This is a genomic window from Streptomyces sp. NPDC036815 (genome assembly GCF_055609205.1).
The window spans coordinates 124,544-145,917 of sequence record NZ_JBVJPW010000011.1 but is presented as its reverse complement, the minus strand read 5'-3'; the positions used below and the strand labels follow the sequence as shown (position 1 = coordinate 145,917).

The window sequence follows — 21,374 nt, the reverse complement described above, 5'->3', positions numbered from 1 at the left end:
AGCAGGGCTCGTCCGATCGCTGTGCTGTGTCCGGCCTCCGGGGAATGACCGAGGCACCTGGGCGAGACCCACAACGGCACCGGCCGATCCCTGACCGATGGCTCGATTGCAGCCGCCACCACGTTGTCCGGCAGCCCCCCACGATCACTCCGGACAATGCGAACGCCGCCGGTCGCACGGGGTGGCCGAACAAAGCCCCCACCCGTTGCGACGCATTGCCGAGCGCCACGACCCCGCGTACCTTGACGCGATCTGCCACGTGCCGGGGGAGGCAACTGTGGGGCGTCGCGAGAGTCCACTGGACCCGGACGCGGGACCCGTACAGCGCTTCGCGTACGAGTTGCGCACGCTCCGCCGCGACGCGGGCAGCCCCACCTACCGGACGATGGCCGCACACGCCGGCTACTCGGTCACCACCCTGGCGCAGGCAGCCGCGGGAGAGCGACTGCCCTCACTGCCGGTCCTCCGCGCCTACGTGACAGCCTGCGGCGGCGACGAGACACAGTGGGAACACCGCTGGCGCGAAGCCGCAGCAGACGCGGCCGCCCTACCCCCGGACACGGACGACGAGCCCGCCCCCTACCTCGGCCTGGCCCGCTTCGAGCCGGACGACCGGGAGAAGTTCTTCGGCCGCGAGCAACTGACCGCAGAACTGCTCACCCTCGTGGCGGAAAACCGGTTCGCCGCACTCGTGGGAGCCTCCGGCAGCGGCAAATCCTCCCTGCTGCGCGCAGGCCTGATCCCCGCCCTCCAGCACACCGACGAACCACAACAGCGCCCCGCGGCCCTTCGCATCCTCACCCCCGGCGCACACCCCCTCACCACCCACGCGGCGCCCCTCTCCCCAGCAGACGGCACACGCGACACCCTCGTCGTCATCGACCAGTTCGAGGAGACCTTCACCCTGTGCCGAAGCCAGGAAGAACGGACAGGATTCATCGACCGGCTGCTCACCGCACGGCAGCCCGACAGCCGGCTGCGCGTCGTCATCGCCATACGCGCCGACTTCTACGGCCGCTGCGCAGAGCACCGCGCGCTCGCCACAGCCCTGAGAACAACCAGCTTGCTGGTGGGGCCCATGAGCCAGGAAGAGCTGCGCCAGGCCATCGTCGGCCCCGCAGCCACCCGGGGAGCCCTCGTCGAACGGGCCCTGACCGCCAGGCTCGTCACGGAGGTCACCGACGAACCGGGCGGCCTGCCCCTGCTGTCCCACGCGCTCCTGGAGACATGGCGCCGGCGCAAGGGCCGGGCGCTGACCGAGTCCTCCTACGAGGCGGCAGGCGGCCTGCGAGGAGCCATCGCCCACACCGGCGAGGAGGTGTACGCGCGGCTCACGCCCGGTGAGGCCGCCCTCGCGCGGCACCTCCTGCTACGGCTGATCACGCCGGGGGAGGGGGCGCCGGACACCCGGCGCCCCGCCGACCGTGCCGAACTCCTCGCGGTGGACCCGGGCGCCGCCCCGGTCCTGGAACGGCTGGCCCGCGCCCGGCTGATCACCCTGGAGGAGTCCTCCGCAGAACTGGCCCACGAGGCGCTGATCACGGCCTGGCCCCGGCTGAGCGCCTGGGTGGAGGAGGACAGGGAGCGGTTGCGGCTGCACCGCCGCCTGACGGACGCGGCGAACGCGTGGCAGGAGAGCGGACGCGACCCCGGCGCCCTCTACCGGGGCAACCGCCTGGCCGCCGTGGAAGAGGCATTCACAAAAAGGGACGGTACGTACGAGGGGAAAGACGGGGAGGTGGCGCTGACCGAACACGAGCGCGCCTTCCTGGCCGCCGCTGTCGCCGCCCGCACCAGGGACCGCCGCCGCAGCCGGTCCCTGCTGGGAACACTGTCCCTCCTGCTGGTCCTGGCGCTGGTGGCCGGAGCGGTCGCCTGGCAGCAGAGCCGCACGAGCGAGAAACGCAGAACCGAAGCAGTCGCCCGTAAAGTCAGCGCCCTGGCGAACGGCATGCGCTTCTCCGACCCGCTCACGGCCATGCGGCTGAGCGTCGCCGCCTGGCGGGTGGCCGACACACCGGAGACCCGCGCGGGGCTCATGGGCGCCCACACCCAGCCGGAGGCAGACCTCTTCACGGCGCCCGAGACCCTGGACTCCCAGCAGTTCCTGAACCAAGACGGGCGCACCCTGATCGTCGCCGACCGCGATCACGTCACGAAGTGGGACGTACGGACCAAACACAAGACGGGGACGTACCCGGGCCTTGGCCGCCACGTCGGCACGGCCACGCACCTCAGCCCCGACGCGCGGGGGCTGCTCCTCGAGACCGACGACGGTGTCTTCGTCTGGGACATCAAAAGGGGCCGGACCGCCGGACACCGGCTCGGCTCGCCCGACGCGGTGAGCCTGGGGTTCGGCTCCACCGCGCGCACCGCCGTCCTGGGGGACACCGCCGCCGAACGAACCCGCGTCTGGGACACGGTGCGTCGGCGTGTCCTCTTCACCTCTCCTATCGGCCAGGTGGAAGCGGCCGTCATCAGTCCCGACGAGCGCACGGTGGCGCTCTGCCCGGCCGGGAGCCGGCTCCAGGTCTGGGACATCGCCCAGCGGCGACGGCTTCCCGTTCCCAACTCCCTGCCGCGCGGGGGAGACGACACGTGCGCGGAGATCAGGTTCGCGCCCGACAGCCGCACGGTGGCGGCCATCACCCCTGACGCCGTGCGGATATGGCGGACGCGGACCGGCAAACCGCTGCCGGGAATCGACCAAGTAGGCGTAACCAGCCTGGAGTTCGGCGCCGACAAAAGGTTCATCGTGACGTCGGACGCCGAGGAGATCAGCCTCTGGCGGCTGTCCGATGCCGAGAAACCGGTATTTCGATACCCGGTCACCACGCTCTCCGTCGGCCAGCTCAGCCTTGACCTCGACGACCGTCGCATCCGCTATCTCTCACAACGCCAGATGCGAGGGGGCGTCGTGCGCTCGATCGCCCTGCGCGGTGCCACCGCCACAACCTGGCTTGAACCAGCAGTCACGGAAGCCGAGTTCACCCCGGACGGCCACCTGCTCGCCAGATCCCGGCAGAAGGCCGGCCAGGCCCGCTTCCAGCTGTCCGACGTACGCACCGGGCGCCGCACGCGCGAGCTGCCCCGGCTGCGGTGCGCCGAGCAGGACGCGGACGACTGCCTGGAAGACATGACGTTCAGCGCCGACGGACGAACACTCGCCTACCGGACGGGCCCGGTGGACTCGGGGGAGAGGGAACGATTCACCATCTGGGACGTCACCGCGGGCCGGGACAGAACACCGCAGGCCCTCCGGGCTCCCGGCCTGGAGGGAGAGGGCGTCCTGTCGATGGCGCTGAGCCCGGAGGGCAGATCTCTGTTCCTCTCCCGCGGGGAGGACGAGGAGGGGCGCACCGAGGTCTACGACGTACGCCGGGGAAAGCGCACCAAGGTGCTGCGGGGGATGGGCGCAGGCGCCCTGGCCATCCGGCCGGACGGAAGGCTGCTGGTGAACGCGAGCGGCCGGGTGGCCAACCTGCGGGACGGCCGCGTGAGCCGAGTGAGCCTGGCCCAGGACTCGGACTCGGTGACCGCGATCACGTTCAGCCCCGACGGCCGGCTGTTCGCGGCGGGCGACGCCTCGGGGCGTGTCACCCTCTGGGACGGTGAACTGCGCCGCCGCGTAGGGGAGTTCGACGGCACGTTCACCAGCGAGCGACAGGACGTCGCCGAACCGGTGGGCACCCTGGCCTTCTCTCCCGACGGCCAAACACTCGCCGTGGGTGGCTCCGAAGGAACACTGCGACTGTGGGACGCCACCGCCAACCAGCCCCTGGGAGCCGCACTTCCCACCCCCGGAGACCGGCAGATCACCCTCGCGTTCGCCCCGGACAGCGCCACCGTGTACGCCGCGGGCGAACACGTCCCCCTCCAGCGCTACCGCGTAGCCCCGCACCAGGTGGCCTCCGACGTCTGCACCCGCACGAACACGGGGCTCTCCCACCGCGACTGGAAGGCGTACATCCCTGACGTGCCGTACCGGTCCACTTGCTGATCCGTCCCGACCTCCGGGCGTTCGCCAGGGGTTCTGCGCATGGCTGCGGAGGGCCCTTCACCGTTTCCTGCTCCCTCGACACACCCAGGAGCTGCGCAGCCTCGTCTTCTTCCTGCTCGCGGCCCAGCAGTACGTGAAGGCGAAGAAGCCGTCCTCGATGAAGTCGTGGCCGTTACGGTCAAGGACCGCTGCTCCGGGGCTGCCCCGGCTACGGGACGTGCGTGAGCCGCCCGCTCACGCCACAGAGGGACATCGTCTGGACTCGGCCGATCTGACAGTTGTCGGTTGTGGATGGCTCCTGATCGTCGCAGTGGTGTCCTTGCCGGGACTCCTTGCGAACGACGGTCCACTTACGGCATACATGGCCGTCCTCGGCACGGTGGTTGGATCTCTCTGGGCCAGAGAAAGACTGCGTCGATGATTCCGGTCGCCGTAAGCGAACCGTCGGCACCGGATCGCGGCAGTGACCTCAACGTCGGCCCCGGGGGCCGGCCGTGACGCTTCCCGGGTATGACTGATCCCTCCATGCGGGTGGCCCCTGGCCATTTCGGCCTTCCGCGCCTGCCTGGCACGGCTATCACCGGTGCATGAGCACATCTGTGCTCGCTGCAGTTACCGGGTGACCTCAGCCGGGGCGGCCCCGGCTCGTGAGGGCTCCAGCATCGACGCCCACAAGCAGGGGAAGTCAGGCAGGGTCTTCGCGGTCGTGGTGATGTCGTCCACGCTCACACCCGGTACGCGGAGCCCGATGATCGCGCCGGCGGTGGCCATGCGGTGATCCGCGTGGGCGTGCCAGAGGCCCGAGTGCAGTGCCCGCGGATTGATGATCAAGCCGTCGTCGGTCTGCTCCACCGCCCCGCCAAGGCCGTTGATCTCGTGCTGCAGGGCGGTCAGCCGGTCCGACTCGTGCCCGCGCAGGTGCGCCACGCCGCGCAGCCTCGAGGGGCCTTCTGCCAGGACGGCCAGGGCGGCAATGGTGGGAGTCAGCTCGCCGACGTCGTGCAAGTCGACGTCGATCCCGCGGAGTTGGCCGGTGCTCGTCACCGTGAGGCCTTCAGGGGTCAGGTGCCAGGCTGCGCCCATCGCAGCCAGGATCTCGCGGATGGCGTCGCCGGCCTGGGTGGTGTGCTCGGGCCAGCCGGGGACGGTGACCTCCCCGCCGGTGACCGCGGCCGCGGCGAGGAAGGGTGCGGCATTGGACAGGTCGGGCTCGATGTCGATGTCCAGAGCGGCCAGGGTCCCCGGCGCCACGCGCCAGGTGCCCGGGACGGTGTCGTCGACCTCCGCTCCGGCTGTGCGCAGCATCGCGACGGTCATGTCGATGTGCGGCTTCGAGGGAACCGCCGAGCCATGGTGCCTCACGACGACGCCCTGCTCGAAGCGGGCGCCGGACAGCAGCAGTCCGGAGACGAACTGTGAGGACGTCGATGCCTCGACGGTCACGTTGCCGCCCAGCAGCCGTCCCTCACCGCGCACCTCGAAGGGCAGGCCTCGCCCCGCGATCTGCGCGCCGAGCAGCCGAAGCGAATCGAGGGTGGTGATCATGGGGCGCTGCCGTGCCTGAGGGTCGCCGTCGAAGCGCACCGGGCCTTCGGCGAGCGTCGCGAGCGGCGGAAGGAAGCGCATCACCGTGCCAGCCAGTCCGCAGTCCACATCGGCGGGGCCGCGAAGAGGGCTTGGGGTGATCCGCCAGGAACCGTCGGGCGTCTCATCGATGGTGGTTCCCAGACTGCGCAGCGCGGTGGCCATCAGCGTGCTGTCCCGGCTGCGGAGCGGGCCTCGCACGGTGGACGGGGCTTCGGCCAGGGCGGCCAGGAGAAGGGCGCGGTTGGTGAGGGACTTCGAGCCCGGTATGTGCACGGTCGCGCGGACGGGGGAGTTCGTGGAGGGAGCGGGCCATGAAGGGCTCGTCGGGGACTGCTCCGCGGGGTGGTGGCCAGATACGGGCGAAGACGTGTGCAGCGTCATGTGCTGAGCCAATCCTGGGTTCCGGTCTTGTCGCTTGCCCCAAGTGCCGGGGGTGCGGCGGCCCGCGAGAGCCTGCCGCACCCCCGGCGATAGGTGGTACGGGGTCACGCTCCGGTCCTTACGAGATGAACTCGAAGTAGCCGTTGGCGGAGTAGTCGAACCCGGACCGCTTGAAACGCTCCTGGGGCATCGGGAACCCGGCCTCCAGGTACTGGTGCAGGAAGAAGGCTCCTTCGGGCGTGTCGATGCCGAGGTCGCGCCCGATCTCCGGGTCGAACCCCGTCTGTTCGCGGGCGTATTCCACCAGAATGTTCTTCAGCCCGCTGCCGTCCGGCATCCGTATCTTGGGCCGGTCCACGAGGTAGTCCGGCAGCCGCCCCCGGAACGCTTCGCGCAAGAGCCACTTGTCCGTTCCATCACGCAGCTTGAGGCTCATCGGCACTGAGTAGGCGAATTCCAGGAGGTGCCGGTCCATAAACGGGACACGAGTCTCCACGGAGTTCATCATGCTCGACCGGTCCACTCGCTGGAGGTCGGTGCGATGCAGGTTGTGCACCCGGTATCGCATCAGCTCGTCGGGGTTCTCATGGGTCTTGAACAGGTCGTACCCGGCCATCACTTCGTCGCTGCCCTCACCGCACAGCGCGAGCTTGAACCCGTGCTGCTTGGCGAGCCGGAAGGCGAAGTAACCGACACAGGTGTCCATGGCGTCGATAGCCTCGAAGAACTCCGCTCCGCGCACGATCTGCGGCAGTATGTCGACCAGCTCCTGGCGGTCCAGGTAGGACACCACGTGCGGGATGTCGTTCTCCGCGCAGTAACGCTCAGCCACCGCGATATCGGCGGACCCCTCGAATCCGATGGTGAACGCCGTGACATTCGGATGGAATTGACGGGCCGCGTAGAGCACCGCGGCACTGTCGATCCCGCCGCTGAACGTCACCGCGACCGGCAGGTCGGTGTCAACCTGCCGTCGGACGGCGTCGTCGAACAACTGGCGGTAGGTGGCGACCGCCTCACGCGCACTGATCGTGGACTCGTGCGCCTGGGCCCTTCCCACTCCGGCCCCGAGCGTTTCGGCCTTGCGTGCGTCAAGACTGAAGTACTGCTGCTCGCGGCCGTTCTCCAGGTACGTGCCAGGCCGCACCGTGCGGATGGCACCGGCGTACTTCAACAGGCACTTCTGCTCGGAGGCGAAGTAGTACGCGCCGTCCCGCCGTACGTAATAGAGCGGCTTGATCCCGATGTGATCGCGGGCCGCCAGGAACGTTCCATCGCGCTTGTCGAAGAGGACAAAGGCGAACATGCCATTGAGCCGCTCCAGAAGTCCCGTGCCCCACTCCAGGTAGGCGTGGATCAGAACTTCGGTGTCGGAGTCCGTACGGAACTTATGGCCGGCCTCCTCCAGCTCTTCCCGGACGTCCTGGAATCCATAGAGCTCGCCGTTGTAGGCCACCCACACCTGGTTGTGGGCGTCCGTCTGCGGCTGCTGCGCGTGGTCCCGGTCCACGATGGCCAGCCGGTTGGTGCCCAGGGCCAGTCCGGAGCCGGCCCAGCGCTCCGCGAAGCACTCGTGATCACCCCGGTGCCGGATCGGGTCGAGCATCGCGACCAGTTCGGCCTCCCGGAGCGCGATCCGCTCCGGGTTCTCCTCGCGCGCTTGAGGGTCGATGATTGCTGCGATTCCGCACATGATCTGCAGTGCTCCTCAGCTATACCGTCGTGATGCTGCCGCCGATGCGCTGCAACTGCTCGAAGAATCCCGGGTAGGTCTGAGCGACGTACTGCGGGTCGTTGACCGTCAGGCCGTCCCGGCTGCGCAGCGCGACCAGGCTCATCGCCATGACCACGGCGTGGTCGTAGTGGCTGTCGACGGTGACACCGCCGGCGATGCCCGTGGAGGAACCGTGGATGATCAGTTCGTCACGCTTCTCTTCCGAGGCGATGCCGACCCGCTCCAACTCGCGGCGGAAGTCGCTGATCCGGTCGCACTCCTTGTAGCGGATGTGCTCGATGTTGTAGAAGCGGCTGGTGCCGTCGGCGTGCGCCGCCAGGGCCGCGAGCGGCAGGACGGCGTCCGGTGCAAGGGACCCGTTGAAGTCCAGCGGCTTCAGCTCCCCACCGCCGCGCACCCGCAGGCTTTTCTCGCCGACCTCGATGGACACGCCGATGTCCTGGAGGTAGTCCAACACTCCGTCGAGTTCCTCCAGGCCGTGGTGCTCGATGTCGATCGTGGAGTCGACGGCTGAGGCGATGGCGAGCAGTGCGGCGGTGCTCGCGGGATCCGACCCGACGTGGTGGTGGGTGGGTGTGAAGCGGGAGTTCGGATCGACCTTGAAGGTCATCAGGTCGTCGGCAGCGGTCACGTCTACTCCCGTGCTGCGCAGTACCTTCAGCGTGGTGTGGACGGGGGCCGGGGCCTTCAGCTCATCCGGTACGGTCACTGTGAGCTGTTCGTCGAGCAGTCCGCCCAGGTAGAGCAGCCCGCTGAGGTATTGCGAGCTGCGCCGACTGTTGATGCTGACCTCGCCACCGTGGATGTGGGTGCCGTCGAGGGTGATGGGCAGGCGCCCGTCCTCAGCTGCCGTCACTTCGACGCCCAGGGTGCGCAGAGCCTCGATCAATTCACTGTTCGAACGACGCCCCAGCGAGTCGGCGAACGGTGTGATGAAGGTGGTCTGCCGCAGGACGGCGGTGGCGCCCATCAGGAGCCGCAGCACGACGCCGGAGTTCCCGGGGCTGACCGTGATGCCGTCCTTCTGGCGCTGAGCTCCGGTCACCACGAGACGGTCCGGCCGGGAGTACTCGATGCCGGCGCCGAGTGCCTGGCAGCTGTCGATCATGGCTCGGACGTTCTGGCTGTCCGCGATGTTGTCGATCTCGCTCCGTCCCGGAGCCAGGGCGGCGGCCAGCACGGCCCTGGCCGAGTAGCTCTTGGACGCGGGCGGGGCGAACGCCCCCTTGAGGTTCTTCGCCGCGTGGATGTGCAGCGCCTTGTACTGAAGGAAGTCCATGTCCTGTTCCTCGGTGAATGCGGTGTGAAGTCCCGTCCTGCTCGGTGAAAGCGGCCGGGGACGCCGGTGCCGCGGATGCGGGGGACTCTCGGTGGCCGGGCCCGTGATCAGATGGCGATCAGGTCGCCGCGGACAGGGGCACCGGTCGGGGCCCCGATGCCTTCCAGCACCTCGAGGTAGTCGGGAAAGCTGGCGTGGAGGTGTTCCGCGCCCTCGATCGCCGTCGGCCGCCCGGCGCCGAGTGCCGCCGTCGCCAGGCTCAGGAAGATGCGGTGATCGCCATGGCTGTCGAGGGTGATGCCCCCGGCCGGGGACTGCCGGCCCTGGGTGGTGAAGCCGTCGACCCGGCCGTGCTCGTCGTACGTGGGCTCGATCGCGCAGCCCAGGCGCCCGAGTTCGCGGATCATCACGTCCACGCGTCGGCACTTGTGGTTGTTGACGTGTGCCGCGTTGCGCAGGGTGACACGCGCGTCGATGAACGGTGCGATCGCCGCCAGGGTCGGCACGACGGTGGGGATGTTCCGCCCGTCGATCTCGATGCGGTCGGCGATCGGCACGGTGCGGTCGATGTGCAAGGAGCGGGCGACCCGGTCGTAGGTCGTACGAATACCGAGCCGGGCCAGCACAGCCAGGAACTCGCTCTCGGAGGTGAGCGTCGACGGGTAGTAGTCGGCGATGGTGATCTGCCCGTCCGGAGCCGTGGCCACCGCCCCGGTCAGATAGGACAGTGCCGTGAAATCGGAGGCCAAGTGGTGGACCCTGGACTCATACCTGCCGGGTTGGACGAGGAAGGACGAACCGTCCCGTTCGGCGGTGGCTCCCTGCTCCCGCATCATCGCGACCGTCAGGTCGACGTACCCCTCGCCCACGGGGCCGGGGGCCGCACACTGGATGCGGACGGGCTCGTCAGCCAGCGGCGCGACCAGCAATACGCTGGTGAGCACCTGTGAACTGTGCCGGGTGTCGACCGTGGTGGTGCCGCCCAGGCGCTGGCTGCCACGCACCCGCACCCTCAGATGCGTGCTGTCGCTGATGTCGTCGACGGCGCCGCCGAGTTCAGGGATGAAGCTCAGATACTCCCTGACCGGCCGGGTGAGCATCGAGGCGTTTCCTTCAAGAACCGTCTCACCGGGGGACAGACAGGCCACCGCGGCCATGGTGCGGAAGTTGAACGCCGAGCCCACCACGGACACCTTCGCGTTCTGCGCGGCGAGCGACCTTCCCACGCCGCAGACACCCAGCATCTTTGTGTCGCGGTGGGTGACGCCGAGCCCGAATTCCTGCACAGAATCGAACATGCTGGCGGCCTCGGACGACCAGGCCGGATGAACGATGACGCTCGGCGCGTTGGTCAGCAAACTCAGCAGGAGAGCGCGCTGCATATGGGGTTTGGAATGCGGGATCCGGGCGACCCCCGCTATTCGGTCGATTACCGGGTTGATACTGACCGCAGTCATGTTCCACCAATCCCTGCCAGACGTGAATTAACCTTCCGGAATGATTGCGGTCGCGGTGACTTCTACCAGGAAATGCGGACGCACCATCTGCGCCTGAACTGTCGTGTTCACCGGCGGAGTGTCACCGAAGTGCTCCTTGTGGGCGCGGCAGTAGTCGTCGAAGTGGCTGAAGTCGCTCAGGTGGGTCACCGTGCTGACCACGTGCTCGAGGCCGCCGCCGAGGTCCCCCAGGGCCCGCTGGATCTTCCGGATGATGAAGTCGGTCTGGTCGTAGGCGTTATCCCCCTGCGCCCGCCCCTCGCCATCGGAGGCGACAGTACCGGCGATGAAGATCTGGTTGCCTACGCGTACTCCGCGGGCGTACCCCATCTGCGGTTCCCACAGGGAACTGCTGTATACGGCCTCCCGCTTTACCGTGGACTTCTCATCGCGCACCGGAGTCTGCTCAAAAGTCGTCACGTGTGACCTGTCCTCTCGATTCCTCGAACCCTTTTCTCATTCCTGCTTCCTCGGGGAAATGAAACCCCGGGCGCCGCAGGCAATGGCAAGATCACTGGAACACGGTGATCAACTCACTGTCAACACCCTCAAGGGGACGTTCACATTTCAGAAATGAAGCCATCTGGGCATGCTGAATGACCGTTAGGGGAATGTGGATTAACTAGCCAGTGAGGTGGCCAGAATTAATGAGTGGAATCAACGAGAAAGAGGAAACGCGCCGCGGTGATCCAGCCTCGTGCCCTCACCCGCGCTTCCGCTCACTGGGGACCGTGCTTGCCGCCAGGCACCCGCAACGCTCTCCAGGCCAGGACGCTCAGCAGCGCGAGAGCAACAGCGGCGCTTCCGGTCGCTACCGCGAAGCCGGTGTCGAAGGCGTCCTCCGCGCTGTTCAGCAGCGCATCGCCGACCTTCCCCCCGACGCGCGCGGCCACTTCGGACGCGGCCCCCACCGAACTGCGAGCGGTCTCCCACTGCTGCGCCGAGGCGCCGGCCACCGGATCGAAGTCGGAGCGGTACGCCCAGGACAGCACGGTCCCGAAGAAGGAGAGTCCCAGCCCCGCCCCCAGAGAGAAGGCGGTCTCCTGAACGGCTCCGGCCTCACCGGTACGCTCGGCCTTCGCCGCACCCAGGATGGAGTCCGACCCCAATGTCATGACCATCCCGGAACCGAGTCCCGCGAGGACCAGGGCCGCGTAGTTGCCCGTGGCGCCGAGCACCGCGAACGCCGCCAGCGCCAGCGCGCACAGCAGCAGTCCGCCACACAGGCCGCGATGGTGGCCGAATCGCGCCGCGAAGCGCGGCGCCAGGGCCGCGCCGACGGCGTTGGCGACCGCCAGCGGCACCAGCGCCAGCCCTGCACTCAACGGCGAATAGCCGTCCAGGAGCTGGAAGCGCTGGGTGAGCAGGAACAGCAGTGCGGTGTACGCGCCGTAACACCCCATGATGCACAGCGCTGACACGGAGAAGCGGCGGTCGGCGAACTGCGTGACGTCCAGCAGTGGATCGGCGATCCGGCGCTGCCGTACGACGAAACCGGCCAGCAGCACTGCTCCGGCAAGCCCGACCCCCCAGACCGCCGAGGGCACCCCGTCATGCTCTCCCAGCTGCTGAAAGGCAAACACCACGGCAGCGAGTCCGGCGGCCGACAGCCCGGCACTGACCGCGTCCCACCGGTGCGGGCGGGGGCTGCGCGACTCCGGGACCAGCAGGGCGCCGCCGGCCAAGGCGAGCACCACGACCGGCACATTGACCAGGAAAACCGAACCCCACCAGAAGTGCTCGACCAGCACACCGCCCAACAGCGGGCCCACCGACACTCCCACGCTGTTCGCGGCGGTCCACAGGCCGATGGCCAGCACCCGTTCACGGCTGTCAGGAAATACGGCTCTGATGATCGCAGGTGTACTCGCCATGATCATCGCGCCCCCGACACCGAGCGCCGCCCGGGCGGTGATCAGCTGCACCGGCGTGACGGACAGCATGGCGCCCACCGACGCGAGACCGAAGACCGCGAAGCCACACATCAGCATCCGCTTGCGGCCGAACCGGTCCCCGAGCGTTCCGCAGGTGATCAGCCCGGCGGCGACGGTAAGCGCGTAGCTATCGACGATCCAAAGGAGTTCGGATCCGCTCGGCAAGAGCTCTCTGGAGATCGTCGGAACGGCCACATGCAGCACCGTCAGGTCCATCCCGACCATGAGCAGGCTGGCGCACAGCACGCCCAGAGCCCCCCACCGGTGCGGTGTCGTCTGTTCAGTCTCTGTCAGCACACAACTACTGTGTGCTGTATGAAACTTGAGGCACAAGTACGGTCTTTGATGTGCTTCGGTGCCGTTCCGGCCCCATAGTGTCGCTCGGTATACCTGGTTACAGTGTTGGCCATGAGGCGAGTACGTGAGCGCGTGGACGAGATGGCCGACTGGTGCAACACCGAGGTCGTTCTGTCGGTCCTCGGCGGGAAGTGGAAGCTGTTGATCCTCAGGTATCTCCTGTTAGGAACGCACCGTTTCGGTGAACTCCAACGCAATATGCCGACAGTCACTCACCGGATGCTCGCCCGGCAGCTTCGGGAATTGGAGGACGACGGCCTCGTGTCACGGACGGTTTACCCCGAAGTCCCTCCGAGGGTGGAGTATTCGCTCACCGAGGCCGGTGAAAGTCTGCGGGAGACGATCGACCGGCTTGAGACGTGGGGGAGTTGGTACCGAGACCACTTGAAGACCGCGGCACAAGACTCCGATCCAGCGGTTGCTGACACTCACGCAGGTTGAATCGGCGGTATCCGTTGTGGCGCCCGCCCATGCAGGTTGGCGCCGGGAACTGATAACCCGCCACTGCGGGCCAGGGAACCGAGACCACGTCCGGCTCGGCCAGGATCGCTAGGCGCGGTGCCTGAAACCCGGTCTGTGGAATCGTTGCTCTGCAGGAGCGCGCCGGCAGCGCCGGAACGGCCCCTCGACTACTGCCAGCACCGCTGCAAGGAGCGGCGGCCGCCAACCTGGACTTCACACCTGATCAACTGGCCCGCATCGACGAGGCCGTCCCCGCGTCGGCTGTCGCCGGTGAGCGCTACCCTCCGCAAGCACTGCACCGGCTGGGACTATGAGCGGGGAACTTCATCGACCGGGGGCCCATTCAAGGGCCACCAGTGGCAGGTCCCGCGCAAGCAGGAGCCACTCCGCAAAGAGCGGTCCTGGCACGTACGCACTGGACGGCGCCTGGGTCGGGCAGCTGGTCGGCCTCGGCTCCCGGTGGGGCCAGTACGAGTACGTCACGAGCATCGGCTTCGCCGCCTGAGGGCCTGTCTGTGACAACCTCCGACTCCGTTCAAGGGGCCGTCTCGACCGTGCCCGGCGGCCCTGGACGATCCTGCGGGGGCAAAAACAGTTCGGGTTGCGGCTGCGGAACGTCTCGTCCTTGCCCTGGTCTTCGTCGGTGCGGTCGCCATTGCGGAGGGGGCCTTCGTCACCGGGAAGGCCCGCGGGCCCCAGCCCGCGCGGCCGCCCACCTCCAGACGCTCGGGACGGTGGTCTACGGCATGGCCTGGCCCGAGGTGCGGCGGCCGTTGATGACGGCACGTACGGCTCGGTCGCCGCGGGGGTCGGCCATCAGGCGGGCGATGTCCCACCACCGCAGCAGCAGCGCCGGGTTGATGGTCTGCAGGAAAGTGTCAGTTGAACATCGTCATTTGGGTGTCAGTGGCGCAAGTCTGGTGCCCTGGTGATTGGCGCTGACGTCTGGTGCCGATCCGGTACTGACACTTGTGACGAAAGCCCATGTCATTCTCGTGCAGACCGTTATGGCGAGTGCGGGGTCTGCGCTGGCAGAACCGATGCCCCAGTCCAAACCAAGTCATGGACGGCGACCGGACGTTCACGTTCACTGTGGACGGCTGCCGAGTCCGGAACCGTGTCCAGGGGCCCACAGGAGCCGGCCCCAGGCAGTCAGGGCGGCCGTGACGATGGCTGAGGCGATGGCTACACCAACGGCCGAGGACGCTGCCGCGTACACGATGCCGCCAAGGCAGACGGTGTAGGCCAGCAGACGTGGCGCCTGCCGTATCCAAGTGGTCCGCTTCTGGTGCTCCTGCAGGATGTCCTGAGTGTGGGGGAGCGGATCGGCGAGCTGGGCCAGGCGGCCGGAGGCGAGTGTAATGAGGAGCCGCTCGACCTCGTGTACAGCACGGCGCCAGCCGTTCACGCGGTCGAGCTCAACACCTGCAGCTACCTCGCGGATCAGCACGGCGGCGGCACAGAAGTGGGCCACGACCTGCGGCATGGGGGTGCGGCCGTCAGGCAGCGCGCGGTTCAAAGCGTAAGCCTCCAGAGCCCGGGCGAAGCTCTCCAGCGCTCTGACTGAGGGAGTGTGCGCGGCGTGGTACGGCGTCGCCTCGTCCGGTGCCGGAAACTGTGGAGCGGTGCCCCTGCTGACGCCAGGCAGGGGCTCGATCAGCGCTTCGTAGGCACGTCGGCCGGTTGCCGTTACAAGCTCCGTGGTCCAACGGGCCATTCCCAGAGCGACGACGAGCCAGATGGCAATACCGGAAATCGCTATCGGGGCAAGAGCGGCACCTGCGGCCAGAAGGCCTCCCCAGGGTGAGCTGACCAGCGAGAGCGTGGCGGGGAACAGCACACTGCTGGCCGCTCCGGTGCACACGAGGTGGACGACGATCTTGATGGTGAAAGCACGGTGGGAGGCCCGGTGCAATACGTCCTCGCGCTGCAGGAACACCCAGGTGGTGTGGTCTTGGGGCAATGTGGCCTCGGAGCTGCTCTCCACCCTGCGTTGCAGAATGGGCAGATTGGTTCTGGCTCCCTGTTCGGCCCGTGACCAGAGCAGCTTCTCGAGCCGTGAACGCTGCCCGCGGCTTTGGGACGTGGATGTCATGATCAGCAGGTACAGCGACACCGTCCACACGGTGACTCCGATTGCTGCGGCCAGGGCCCATGTCACGCAGAACTCCTCACACAAGCGGTCGGGCACCGTGAACGCGGCGACGCTCCGCCATGAGCGCATCTGTCCCTGTCGGCCGGCACCCGAGGAACCTGCCGACTGCGCGGCCCAACTACTGCTTTCGGCAACACAAGGTCCAGCCCCGCAGCCTAGTTCCTGATGCGATGGCCTGTGTGGGATGCACAAGATCTTGACCAAGGTCGCTGTCCAGGTATGCACGAGGCTGCTGTTGAGGCTCTGTTTCATCCGCTGGTTGAGGCGATGGGGATGTATCTGTTGCCGTGGGTGGGGCAGTTCACGGTGCGGTGGGCAGTGACCAGGCCTTGAGGATGTCGTCGATGAGGGAGCGGGTAAGAACGTCCTTGCCCAGTGTTGCGGCTCGGGGGAGCGGCAGACGGCAGCCGTGCCAAGGTGGCACCTTGGTGACGGTTCCAGCGAAGAGGAGCGGCCCGACAGTGGGACTTGAGAGGCAGCCGTTTCGTCGCGGTCCGCCGTCTTCGCGCAGGGAGACAAGCACGACACGGGCAACGGGCAACTAGGGGTGTCATATGGAGGCGGGGGAGCGGTGGGCGTACCGGGTGGCGCCGCATCACGGCCGGGTCGACGAGGTCGAGGTCGTGAAGGTCGGCGCGCAGCGCCCGCTGCGCATCAGGGTGCGGTTCGTCGACGAGGAGGCCGAAGGGCGCGAGGAATGGGTGCCCTCTGCCCGGCTGCGCGTGCTGTGGCAGGACAAGGATGCCTGGCTGGCGCGCGAGGAGCGGTGGAACGATCTGATCAAGGACAGACCGGACGACGATGACCCCGCCCTCCACGCCGTCACCCTCCTGTTCGACGAGCACTTGGCGGGCGAGGTGATGTCGTTCGGCTTCAACTCCCGCGAACGGGGTCTGCTTTACGTCGATGATGTGCCCGCGCTGGCCGCGCTCCTCGGTGTCCCCGTCGACTTCTTTCACAGCGACCCGCGGGCCTTCACCGACGACGACGGTGCCCTGGTCGCGCCCTGGCCCACCACCGTTCAGGTGGTCTCCCGCCTGGCCGCCGCACGGGCCGACCACCTCCTCCCCATCCTGGACAAACAAGAACGCCAGGCCCGCTACGAGGCCATCCACGGTCACTACTACCCCGGCCGCGGCAAGAACCCGGGCACCCACATCAGCCCCGAGATCTGCGCAGAGACCGACCGCCGCTTCAAACCCGGCCGCGATCTGCTGCGCCGTTGGTGCGGTGCCGACGCTGTCGAGACCTTCGAGGAACTGAAGGCACTGCGTGACGAAGTACTCCGCATCGGCAAACTCATGGAGCAGGCCATCGACTGCCTGCGCCAGAGCGGACAGAACAAAGCCGCCGACCGCTTCGAACGCGACCTGGGCATCCCGCTCGACGCGCTACGCCAAGCTCAACACAGCGACTGATCCAACCGCTTCACCGGCATCACCGACAGGAACGAATTCGTGGCCGCCACCAAGCTGAACGAGCGCCAACATCACCTGGCCTGTGCTGCCCGCCGACTGCGTATACGACTGGGACGGCCGCCCCCTGCCCACGCCGGAGGCCCGTCGCCCCATCCGCGCAGAGGAAAGCATCCGACGTGTCGAGCGCCGCCCCGGCACTGTCTTCCACGCCGATGCCCTCGACTCGCCGTTCTTCCGCTCCGTTCCCGTGCAAGAGCGTTTCCAGGCCCTGCGCAGCGTCGTCGACAAGCTGCTGCGCGCCCCCACCAGGGGCACCGTGACAGTCGGCCGTGATCACATCACCGTCACCGGGCAGAAGGTCACCTTGACCCTCACCCCGGACTGCACCACGGTGCGCACCCTCATCCCGTCCGGCCGCAGCCCCCACAACGCAGCCCAGTACAACGCCAAGAGGTGGGAGCTCCCCGTCCCGCGCCCGCTGCGCGACACACACGTCTGATCCGAACGGGCCGCAGACGCAGGCCGCCCGTGCCGCGGGTTGTCACGAGCCGGTCGGGGGTCCTTGTAGGCCGCTTCGATCGCGCCGGCATTGATCAGAGCGCTCCGAATCTGTTCATGTTCGGCTGTGCCTTCCGCCGTGCTCCGCGCGAACAGGTGCGCCGCATGCCTCTCCACCTCCCGCCGTTGGAACTGGTCCGCGGGCGTGCCAAGCAGTGCTGCTGCAATCTGCAGTGCATCAGCGGAGTCGGGATGGCGGCCCGCGCGTTCGACAATTCGGTAGGGCACCTCCAGTTCCGGCTGCACAGCCACAGTGCGAGCGGTCACCTCCAGCCAGATGTCGTCGTCGAGACGGTCGGCGTACGCGAACCGTCCCGCACCGGTGAGGGCCGCGGGCGTCAGCTGCGCCGTGAGGGCGCTGCGCCACAGCGCTGCGGCGCGCTCCGGCCACGGGCTTGCCTCCTTGCAGTGGCGCAATGCTCCGGCGAGGCGGGACAACAGCTCGGACACGGCCTGGGGGCCGCCGTCCTGCGCGCCGAGGCCGGGACGCAGGCACGAGCTGGTTTTCGACCGGGTACTGGTCACGCTGGTCCATCTGCGCACTCAGCTCACGCATGCCGCGCTCGCCGAGCTGTATCAGGTGGGCCGTTCCACCGTCACCGAGGCCATCGGCGAGATCCGCCCGCTGCTCGTCGGCCGCGGATTCGCCGTCCCCGACCGGCCCGGCCTGCGGCTGCACACCCTGGCCGATGTCTTCGCTTACGCCCACGCCGAAGGCGTCACCTTGCGGATCGACGGCATGGAAATTCAGGTCAGGCGCCCCCAGGCCCACCGGGCTGGCCGCTGCGCGTTCGTGTCGGGCAAGAAGAAGCAGAACACCTGCAAGACCACCACTATCAGCGACTCCCAGGGCCGCACCTTGTGGTCCGGTGCCGAGCGCCCCGGCCGCGTGCACGACCAGACAGCTGTGCGCACCGAGGACATCGCCGAACAGCTCCGCCTCCATCCGGAATCGCTGTCACTGGCGTGTCCGGAGCGGCAGTCGGCGCAGAATGGTCAGGGGCTCACGTTGCGTCGACGGTCAGTTCAGGGCCCGACTAACTGACCGTTTCAAAATGAGGTTCGTAGTCGTCGCAAACAGATGATGCTGCAGGCAAGTTGGAGAAGGCCCAGGTGAAGGTCGGCGCGCCTCTCGTAGCGGATGCGGAGGCGTTTGAACTGGTGCAGCCATGCGAAGGTCCGCTCGACAACCCAGCGAGTCTTGCCCAGGCCCGAGCCGTGCAGTGCGCCCTTGCGGGCGATCTTCGGGGTGATGCCGCGGGCGCGCACAAGGCGACGGTAGTGGTCGTAGTCGTAGCCGCGGTCTGCGAACAGCCGCACCGGTCGGTGTCGCGGCCGCCCGCGCACCCCGCGGATGCGGGGTATCGCGTCCAGCAGCGGCATCAACTGAGTGACGTCGTGACGGTTTGCCCCGGTCAGTGAGATGACCAACGGGGTGCCGTGCCGGTCGACGATCAGGTGGTGCTTGCTGCCGGGCCGGGCCCGGTCGACCGGCGAAGGTCCGGTGTGATCCCCCCTTTGAGAGCCCGGACATGTGAGCCATCGACCGCGGTGTCATCCATGTCCAGCAGGCCGGCGGCCCGCAGCTCGGCCAGCAGAACCTGGTGCAACTCCGGCCAGATACCGGCCTCGGTCCAGTCCCGCAGCCGTCGCCAGGCCGTCACCCCACTGCAGCCGATCTGGTCGGCCGGCACGTCGCGCCAGCTCACGCCTTTGCACAGCACGTAGACAATGCCCCGCAACGCAGCCCGGTCATCAACTGGCAACCGCCCCGGATACCGACGCCGCCGAGGCGGACGAGCAGGTAACAGCGGCGCCACACGTTCCCACAGGTCATCAGGCACAAGTTCAGCAGCCACCCAACAGAGCCTGCCGACACAACACCCAACAGCCAAGCCCTAGAACGAACGTCATTTTGAAACGGTCAGTAAGAGACAGCCATATCCTGCGACGTAGGTGGCAGGGTGTCTTCGTTCTTGTTGTGCCGGACATACGACCACAGGTGGTCGATCTCCGTGAAGCCGGTCGACTCGTAGAGGGCATTGGCGACGGTTCGGTCGCGTTCGCCGCCCGGTGTCTCGTCGTCATCCACGTAGAGCACTGCCTGGGTGGCGCCCAGGGCCGCGAGGGCGTCAAGAGCGGAGTCGAGCAACTGTCGCCCCAGGCCCCTTCCTCGTGCGTCGGCGACGACCTCCAGCCAACTGAGGATGCCGATGTCCTGCACCGGGTGGCCGATGACCGCTTCGCCCACCGTGCGGCTACCGTCATGGGCCGTCAGGCGCTGAGGTATCTGTGGATCCGGTTCCGCGGTGATGTGGACGCCCTCAACTGGGGGGTGGGCAGGTCGGGGCAGGTCGGCGCGCATGTACCGCCATAGGCGTTCGCCCGTGAATCCGGCGTGCTCAAGCGCTCGGTGGGTCGCCTGCCGGTGGCCTGCCGGCAGGCCCTCCAGACCCTGGGTCAGCGCGGTGGCGAATTGGAAGGCTTCGACGGGGTGGGGGGCCACGGAGGTCAGGACATGGGTGATCAGCGCCTCGGCCACGGAACCGTCCTCGCGGCAGTGCAGCCAGAGGATCACTCCGGTGGCTTCACGAGTGTCGTCCTCGGGGCGCACCGACCAGCAGACGGCGCCCAGGAGTTGGTGGTCCGGGCCGAGCGCGATCTGTACCTGCGGCGCTTCGAAGGAGCCCCACCAGTGATCGTCTGCGGAGGGCCGGCCCTGCAGACTCTGGGTGAGCAGGGATGAGGTGGCGCGTGGCTGGCCGGGGAGCCGGTCGGCGTCGATGAGCGCGAGCAGTGCCGTGTGGTCCGCCGTGGTGGAGGGGCGCAGGGTTATGGGAGGCATGGTTTCTACAGGTTCTGTTGGGTGCATCGGTCGTGTCGTTCCACTGTCCGGAGAGTGCCGACGGGGGGTGCCGAGAAGGTCGTATGCGGTTGGAACGGGGACGCGCCACCGACCAGCGAGACGATGGTTTCGTGGAGGCGTTTGCGCAGGAGGTCGCCGCTGGGATGATCGGCCATGACTCGCTGCAGTGCCAGGAGGTCCCCGGTGATGCGACCGGTCAGGTGCCGCAATTCGGCCAGTACGTGCGGGGCGACCGCCGGGACAATGCTAAGTACTTCGTTGAACAGCGGGATGGTCTGCGCGTCCGACTCCTCGACTTGTTCGCCGGAGAATGGTGCGGCGTTTCTCTCTTCTTGTACCGTGCCCCATAGTGCCGTCAGCGCTCCGTCGGCCTGCAGTGCTTCGTCGCAGCGCAAAGCGAAATCCAGACTCGGCCAGCGCTCGGCTTTCTCGATCCTCGACACGGTCGAGCCGCTGTGCATGACCCGTAGACCGAGCTCGCGCTGGGAAAGTCCGCACAGTATCCGAATCCTGCGCAGCTCGGCCCCGAACCGGTGCAGCGCGGATGCGGTTGGAGTCAATTCACGTAAGGGGCGTCCCATGCCACTCCCTGGCCATGCGAATGAGCGAAAACGGCGAATCATCCATGGCGAAGATAACGCAATGTCCATGCCGCGACTGCGACGTAGATCACGTGGTTCCGAAGGTGGCTAATCTTCAACGGTGCCGATGCGCCCCGGTCCAAAAAGTGTCCAAGGTGTGGCATCGGTTCTGGACGTCTCCTGTGGTATCAGGAGGTATTGGACGGCTTTCTCAGTCCAATTGCACGGCATTGCGCTTCGGCAGTGTGCTGGCTTCTCATGAATGACGAAGGGCGGTACTTGAAGCCCCTCGTCTCCTCTTGAAGGGAAACCCTTCAACGAGAATGACGAAGGGCGGCAATTGAAGCCCTTTACCTCCTCGTTGGAAGGAAAATCCTCCAACGAACTTCGTATTGAGGAGACAGCATGTCGAAGAAGAGCAAGCCGGGTGACGGTATCCGCGGCAAGGGCGTGCGCGGCCGTTTCATGGCCGAGCAGGTTCAGGTGACCGAGACCGCAGGCTCGATCCGCACCTCGCTGGCCGGCCTGGCGGACGTACTGGGCCGGGAAGCCCGCAAGTAACCGA

The 21,374-nt window shown here is 67.5% G+C and carries 15 protein-coding genes and 2 pseudogenes; 7 read left to right on the top strand and 10 right to left on the bottom strand.

The genetic code is table 11. The features are described 5' to 3' along the window. The first annotated feature begins 277 nt into the window (after positions 1-277). The gene (locus tag ACZ69I_RS23135) at positions 278-4,000 is read left to right on the top strand and encodes an nSTAND1 domain-containing NTPase (protein ID WP_470834297.1); all 3,723 of its coding nucleotides are present in this window, start codon (positions 278-280) and stop codon (positions 3,998-4,000) included. A 612-nt stretch (positions 4,001-4,612) separates the two neighbouring features. Here ACZ69I_RS23135 and aroA (ACZ69I_RS23130) read toward each other — a convergent pair. From aroA (ACZ69I_RS23130) to ACZ69I_RS23105, 6 genes are all read right to left on the bottom strand, one after another. Then, on the bottom strand, positions 4,613-5,968 hold the full coding sequence (gene aroA, locus ACZ69I_RS23130; RefSeq protein WP_470834295.1) for a 3-phosphoshikimate 1-carboxyvinyltransferase: 1,356 nt from the start codon (positions 5,966-5,968) through the stop codon (positions 4,613-4,615). A gap of 118 nt (positions 5,969-6,086) precedes the next feature. Continuing rightward, a complete protein-coding gene (gene asnB / locus ACZ69I_RS23125) occupies positions 6,087-7,661 on the bottom strand; it encodes an asparagine synthase (glutamine-hydrolyzing) (protein WP_470834293.1) in 1,575 nt (524 codons plus the stop codon). A 19-nt stretch (positions 7,662-7,680) separates the two neighbouring features. After that, positions 7,681-8,982: a 3-phosphoshikimate 1-carboxyvinyltransferase gene (gene aroA, locus ACZ69I_RS23120; RefSeq protein WP_470834292.1), complete on the bottom strand. Its 1,302-nt coding sequence runs from the start codon at positions 8,980-8,982 to the stop codon at positions 7,681-7,683. Positions 8,983-9,089: 107 nt separating this feature from the next. Beyond that, positions 9,090-10,439: a 3-phosphoshikimate 1-carboxyvinyltransferase gene (locus ACZ69I_RS23115; RefSeq protein ID WP_470834291.1), complete on the bottom strand. Its 1,350-nt coding sequence runs from the start codon at positions 10,437-10,439 to the stop codon at positions 9,090-9,092. Between the two features lie 27 nt (positions 10,440-10,466). Next, positions 10,467-10,898: a RidA family protein gene (locus ACZ69I_RS23110; RefSeq protein ID WP_470834290.1), complete on the bottom strand. Its 432-nt coding sequence runs from the start codon at positions 10,896-10,898 to the stop codon at positions 10,467-10,469. 299 nt (positions 10,899-11,197) lie between these two features. Continuing rightward, positions 11,198-12,709, bottom strand: a complete 1,512-nt coding sequence (locus tag ACZ69I_RS23105; RefSeq protein WP_470834288.1) for an MFS transporter — start codon at positions 12,707-12,709, stop codon at positions 11,198-11,200. 111 nt (positions 12,710-12,820) lie between these two features. Between ACZ69I_RS23105 and ACZ69I_RS23100 the strand changes: the two genes are divergently transcribed. Then, positions 12,821-13,210, top strand: coding sequence for a winged helix-turn-helix transcriptional regulator (locus tag ACZ69I_RS23100; RefSeq protein WP_470834287.1), 390 nt, complete (start codon positions 12,821-12,823; stop codon positions 13,208-13,210). 436 nt (positions 13,211-13,646) lie between these two features. Beyond that, positions 13,647-13,736: pseudogene (locus ACZ69I_RS23095) on the top strand (transcriptional regulator); the annotation flags it as partial. 582 nt (positions 13,737-14,318) lie between these two features. Here the strand turns inward: ACZ69I_RS23095 and ACZ69I_RS23090 are convergent. Further along, on the bottom strand, positions 14,319-15,392 hold the full coding sequence (locus tag ACZ69I_RS23090; protein WP_470834286.1) for a hypothetical protein: 1,074 nt from the start codon (positions 15,390-15,392) through the stop codon (positions 14,319-14,321). Positions 15,393-16,009: 617 nt separating this feature from the next. Here ACZ69I_RS23090 and ACZ69I_RS23085 point away from each other — a divergent pair. From ACZ69I_RS23085 to ACZ69I_RS23075, 3 genes and pseudogenes are all read left to right on the top strand, one after another. After that, positions 16,010-16,804 (top strand): hypothetical protein, encoded by a 795-nt coding sequence (locus ACZ69I_RS23085; protein ID WP_470834284.1) that lies wholly within the window; start codon positions 16,010-16,012, stop codon positions 16,802-16,804. 82 nt (positions 16,805-16,886) lie between these two features. Next, entirely contained in the window at positions 16,887-17,303 is a 417-nt protein-coding gene (locus tag ACZ69I_RS23080) for a hypothetical protein (protein ID WP_470834283.1), read from the top strand. A gap of 543 nt (positions 17,304-17,846) precedes the next feature. Next, positions 17,847-18,302 (top strand): annotated as a pseudogene (locus tag ACZ69I_RS23075) (transposase); the annotation flags it as partial. 110 nt (positions 18,303-18,412) lie between these two features. On the opposite strand, the gene ACZ69I_RS23070 reads toward ACZ69I_RS23075, so the two are convergent. The 3 genes from ACZ69I_RS23070 to ACZ69I_RS23060 form a co-directional block, all read right to left on the bottom strand. Next, a protein-coding gene (locus ACZ69I_RS23070; protein WP_470834282.1) for an IS5 family transposase occupies positions 18,413-19,221 on the bottom strand; the annotation gives its coding sequence in 2 pieces (ribosomal slippage) (positions 18,413-18,882 and positions 18,882-19,221; 810 coding nt in all). Positions 19,222-19,286: 65 nt separating this feature from the next. Continuing rightward, a complete protein-coding gene (locus tag ACZ69I_RS23065) occupies positions 19,287-20,207 on the bottom strand; it encodes a GNAT family N-acetyltransferase (protein ID WP_470834280.1) in 921 nt (306 codons plus the stop codon). Positions 20,208-20,212: 5 nt separating this feature from the next. Then, complete coding sequence (locus ACZ69I_RS23060; protein ID WP_470834278.1) at positions 20,213-20,809, bottom strand: helix-turn-helix domain-containing protein; 597 nt, start codon at positions 20,807-20,809, stop codon at positions 20,213-20,215. A gap of 405 nt (positions 20,810-21,214) precedes the next feature. Between ACZ69I_RS23060 and ACZ69I_RS23055 the strand changes: the two genes are divergently transcribed. Then, a complete protein-coding gene (locus ACZ69I_RS23055; RefSeq protein WP_467764457.1) occupies positions 21,215-21,370 on the top strand; it encodes a triculamin-like lasso peptide in 156 nt (51 codons plus the stop codon). Positions 21,371-21,374 lie beyond the last annotated feature (4 nt).

Excerpts from the sequence above, each read along its gene's own strand:
- asnB (WP_470834293.1), bottom strand. The coding sequence starts at position 7,661 with ATGTGCGGAATCGCAGCAATCATCGACCCTCAAGCGCGCGAGGAGAAC.
- ACZ69I_RS23055 (WP_467764457.1), top strand. The coding sequence starts at position 21,215 with ATGTCGAAGAAGAGCAAGCCGGGTGACGGTATCCGCGGCAAGGGCGTG.
- ACZ69I_RS23100 (WP_470834287.1), top strand. The coding sequence starts at position 12,821 with ATGAGGCGAGTACGTGAGCGCGTGGACGAGATGGCCGACTGGTGCAAC.
- ACZ69I_RS23060 (WP_470834278.1), bottom strand. The coding sequence starts at position 20,809 with ATGGGACGCCCCTTACGTGAATTGACTCCAACCGCATCCGCGCTGCAC.
- ACZ69I_RS23065 (WP_470834280.1), bottom strand. The coding sequence starts at position 20,207 with ATGCCTCCCATAACCCTGCGCCCCTCCACCACGGCGGACCACACGGCA.
- ACZ69I_RS23115 (WP_470834291.1), bottom strand. The coding sequence starts at position 10,439 with ATGACTGCGGTCAGTATCAACCCGGTAATCGACCGAATAGCGGGGGTC.
- aroA (WP_470834292.1), bottom strand. The coding sequence starts at position 8,982 with ATGGACTTCCTTCAGTACAAGGCGCTGCACATCCACGCGGCGAAGAAC.
- aroA (WP_470834295.1), bottom strand. The coding sequence starts at position 5,968 with ATGACGCTGCACACGTCTTCGCCCGTATCTGGCCACCACCCCGCGGAG.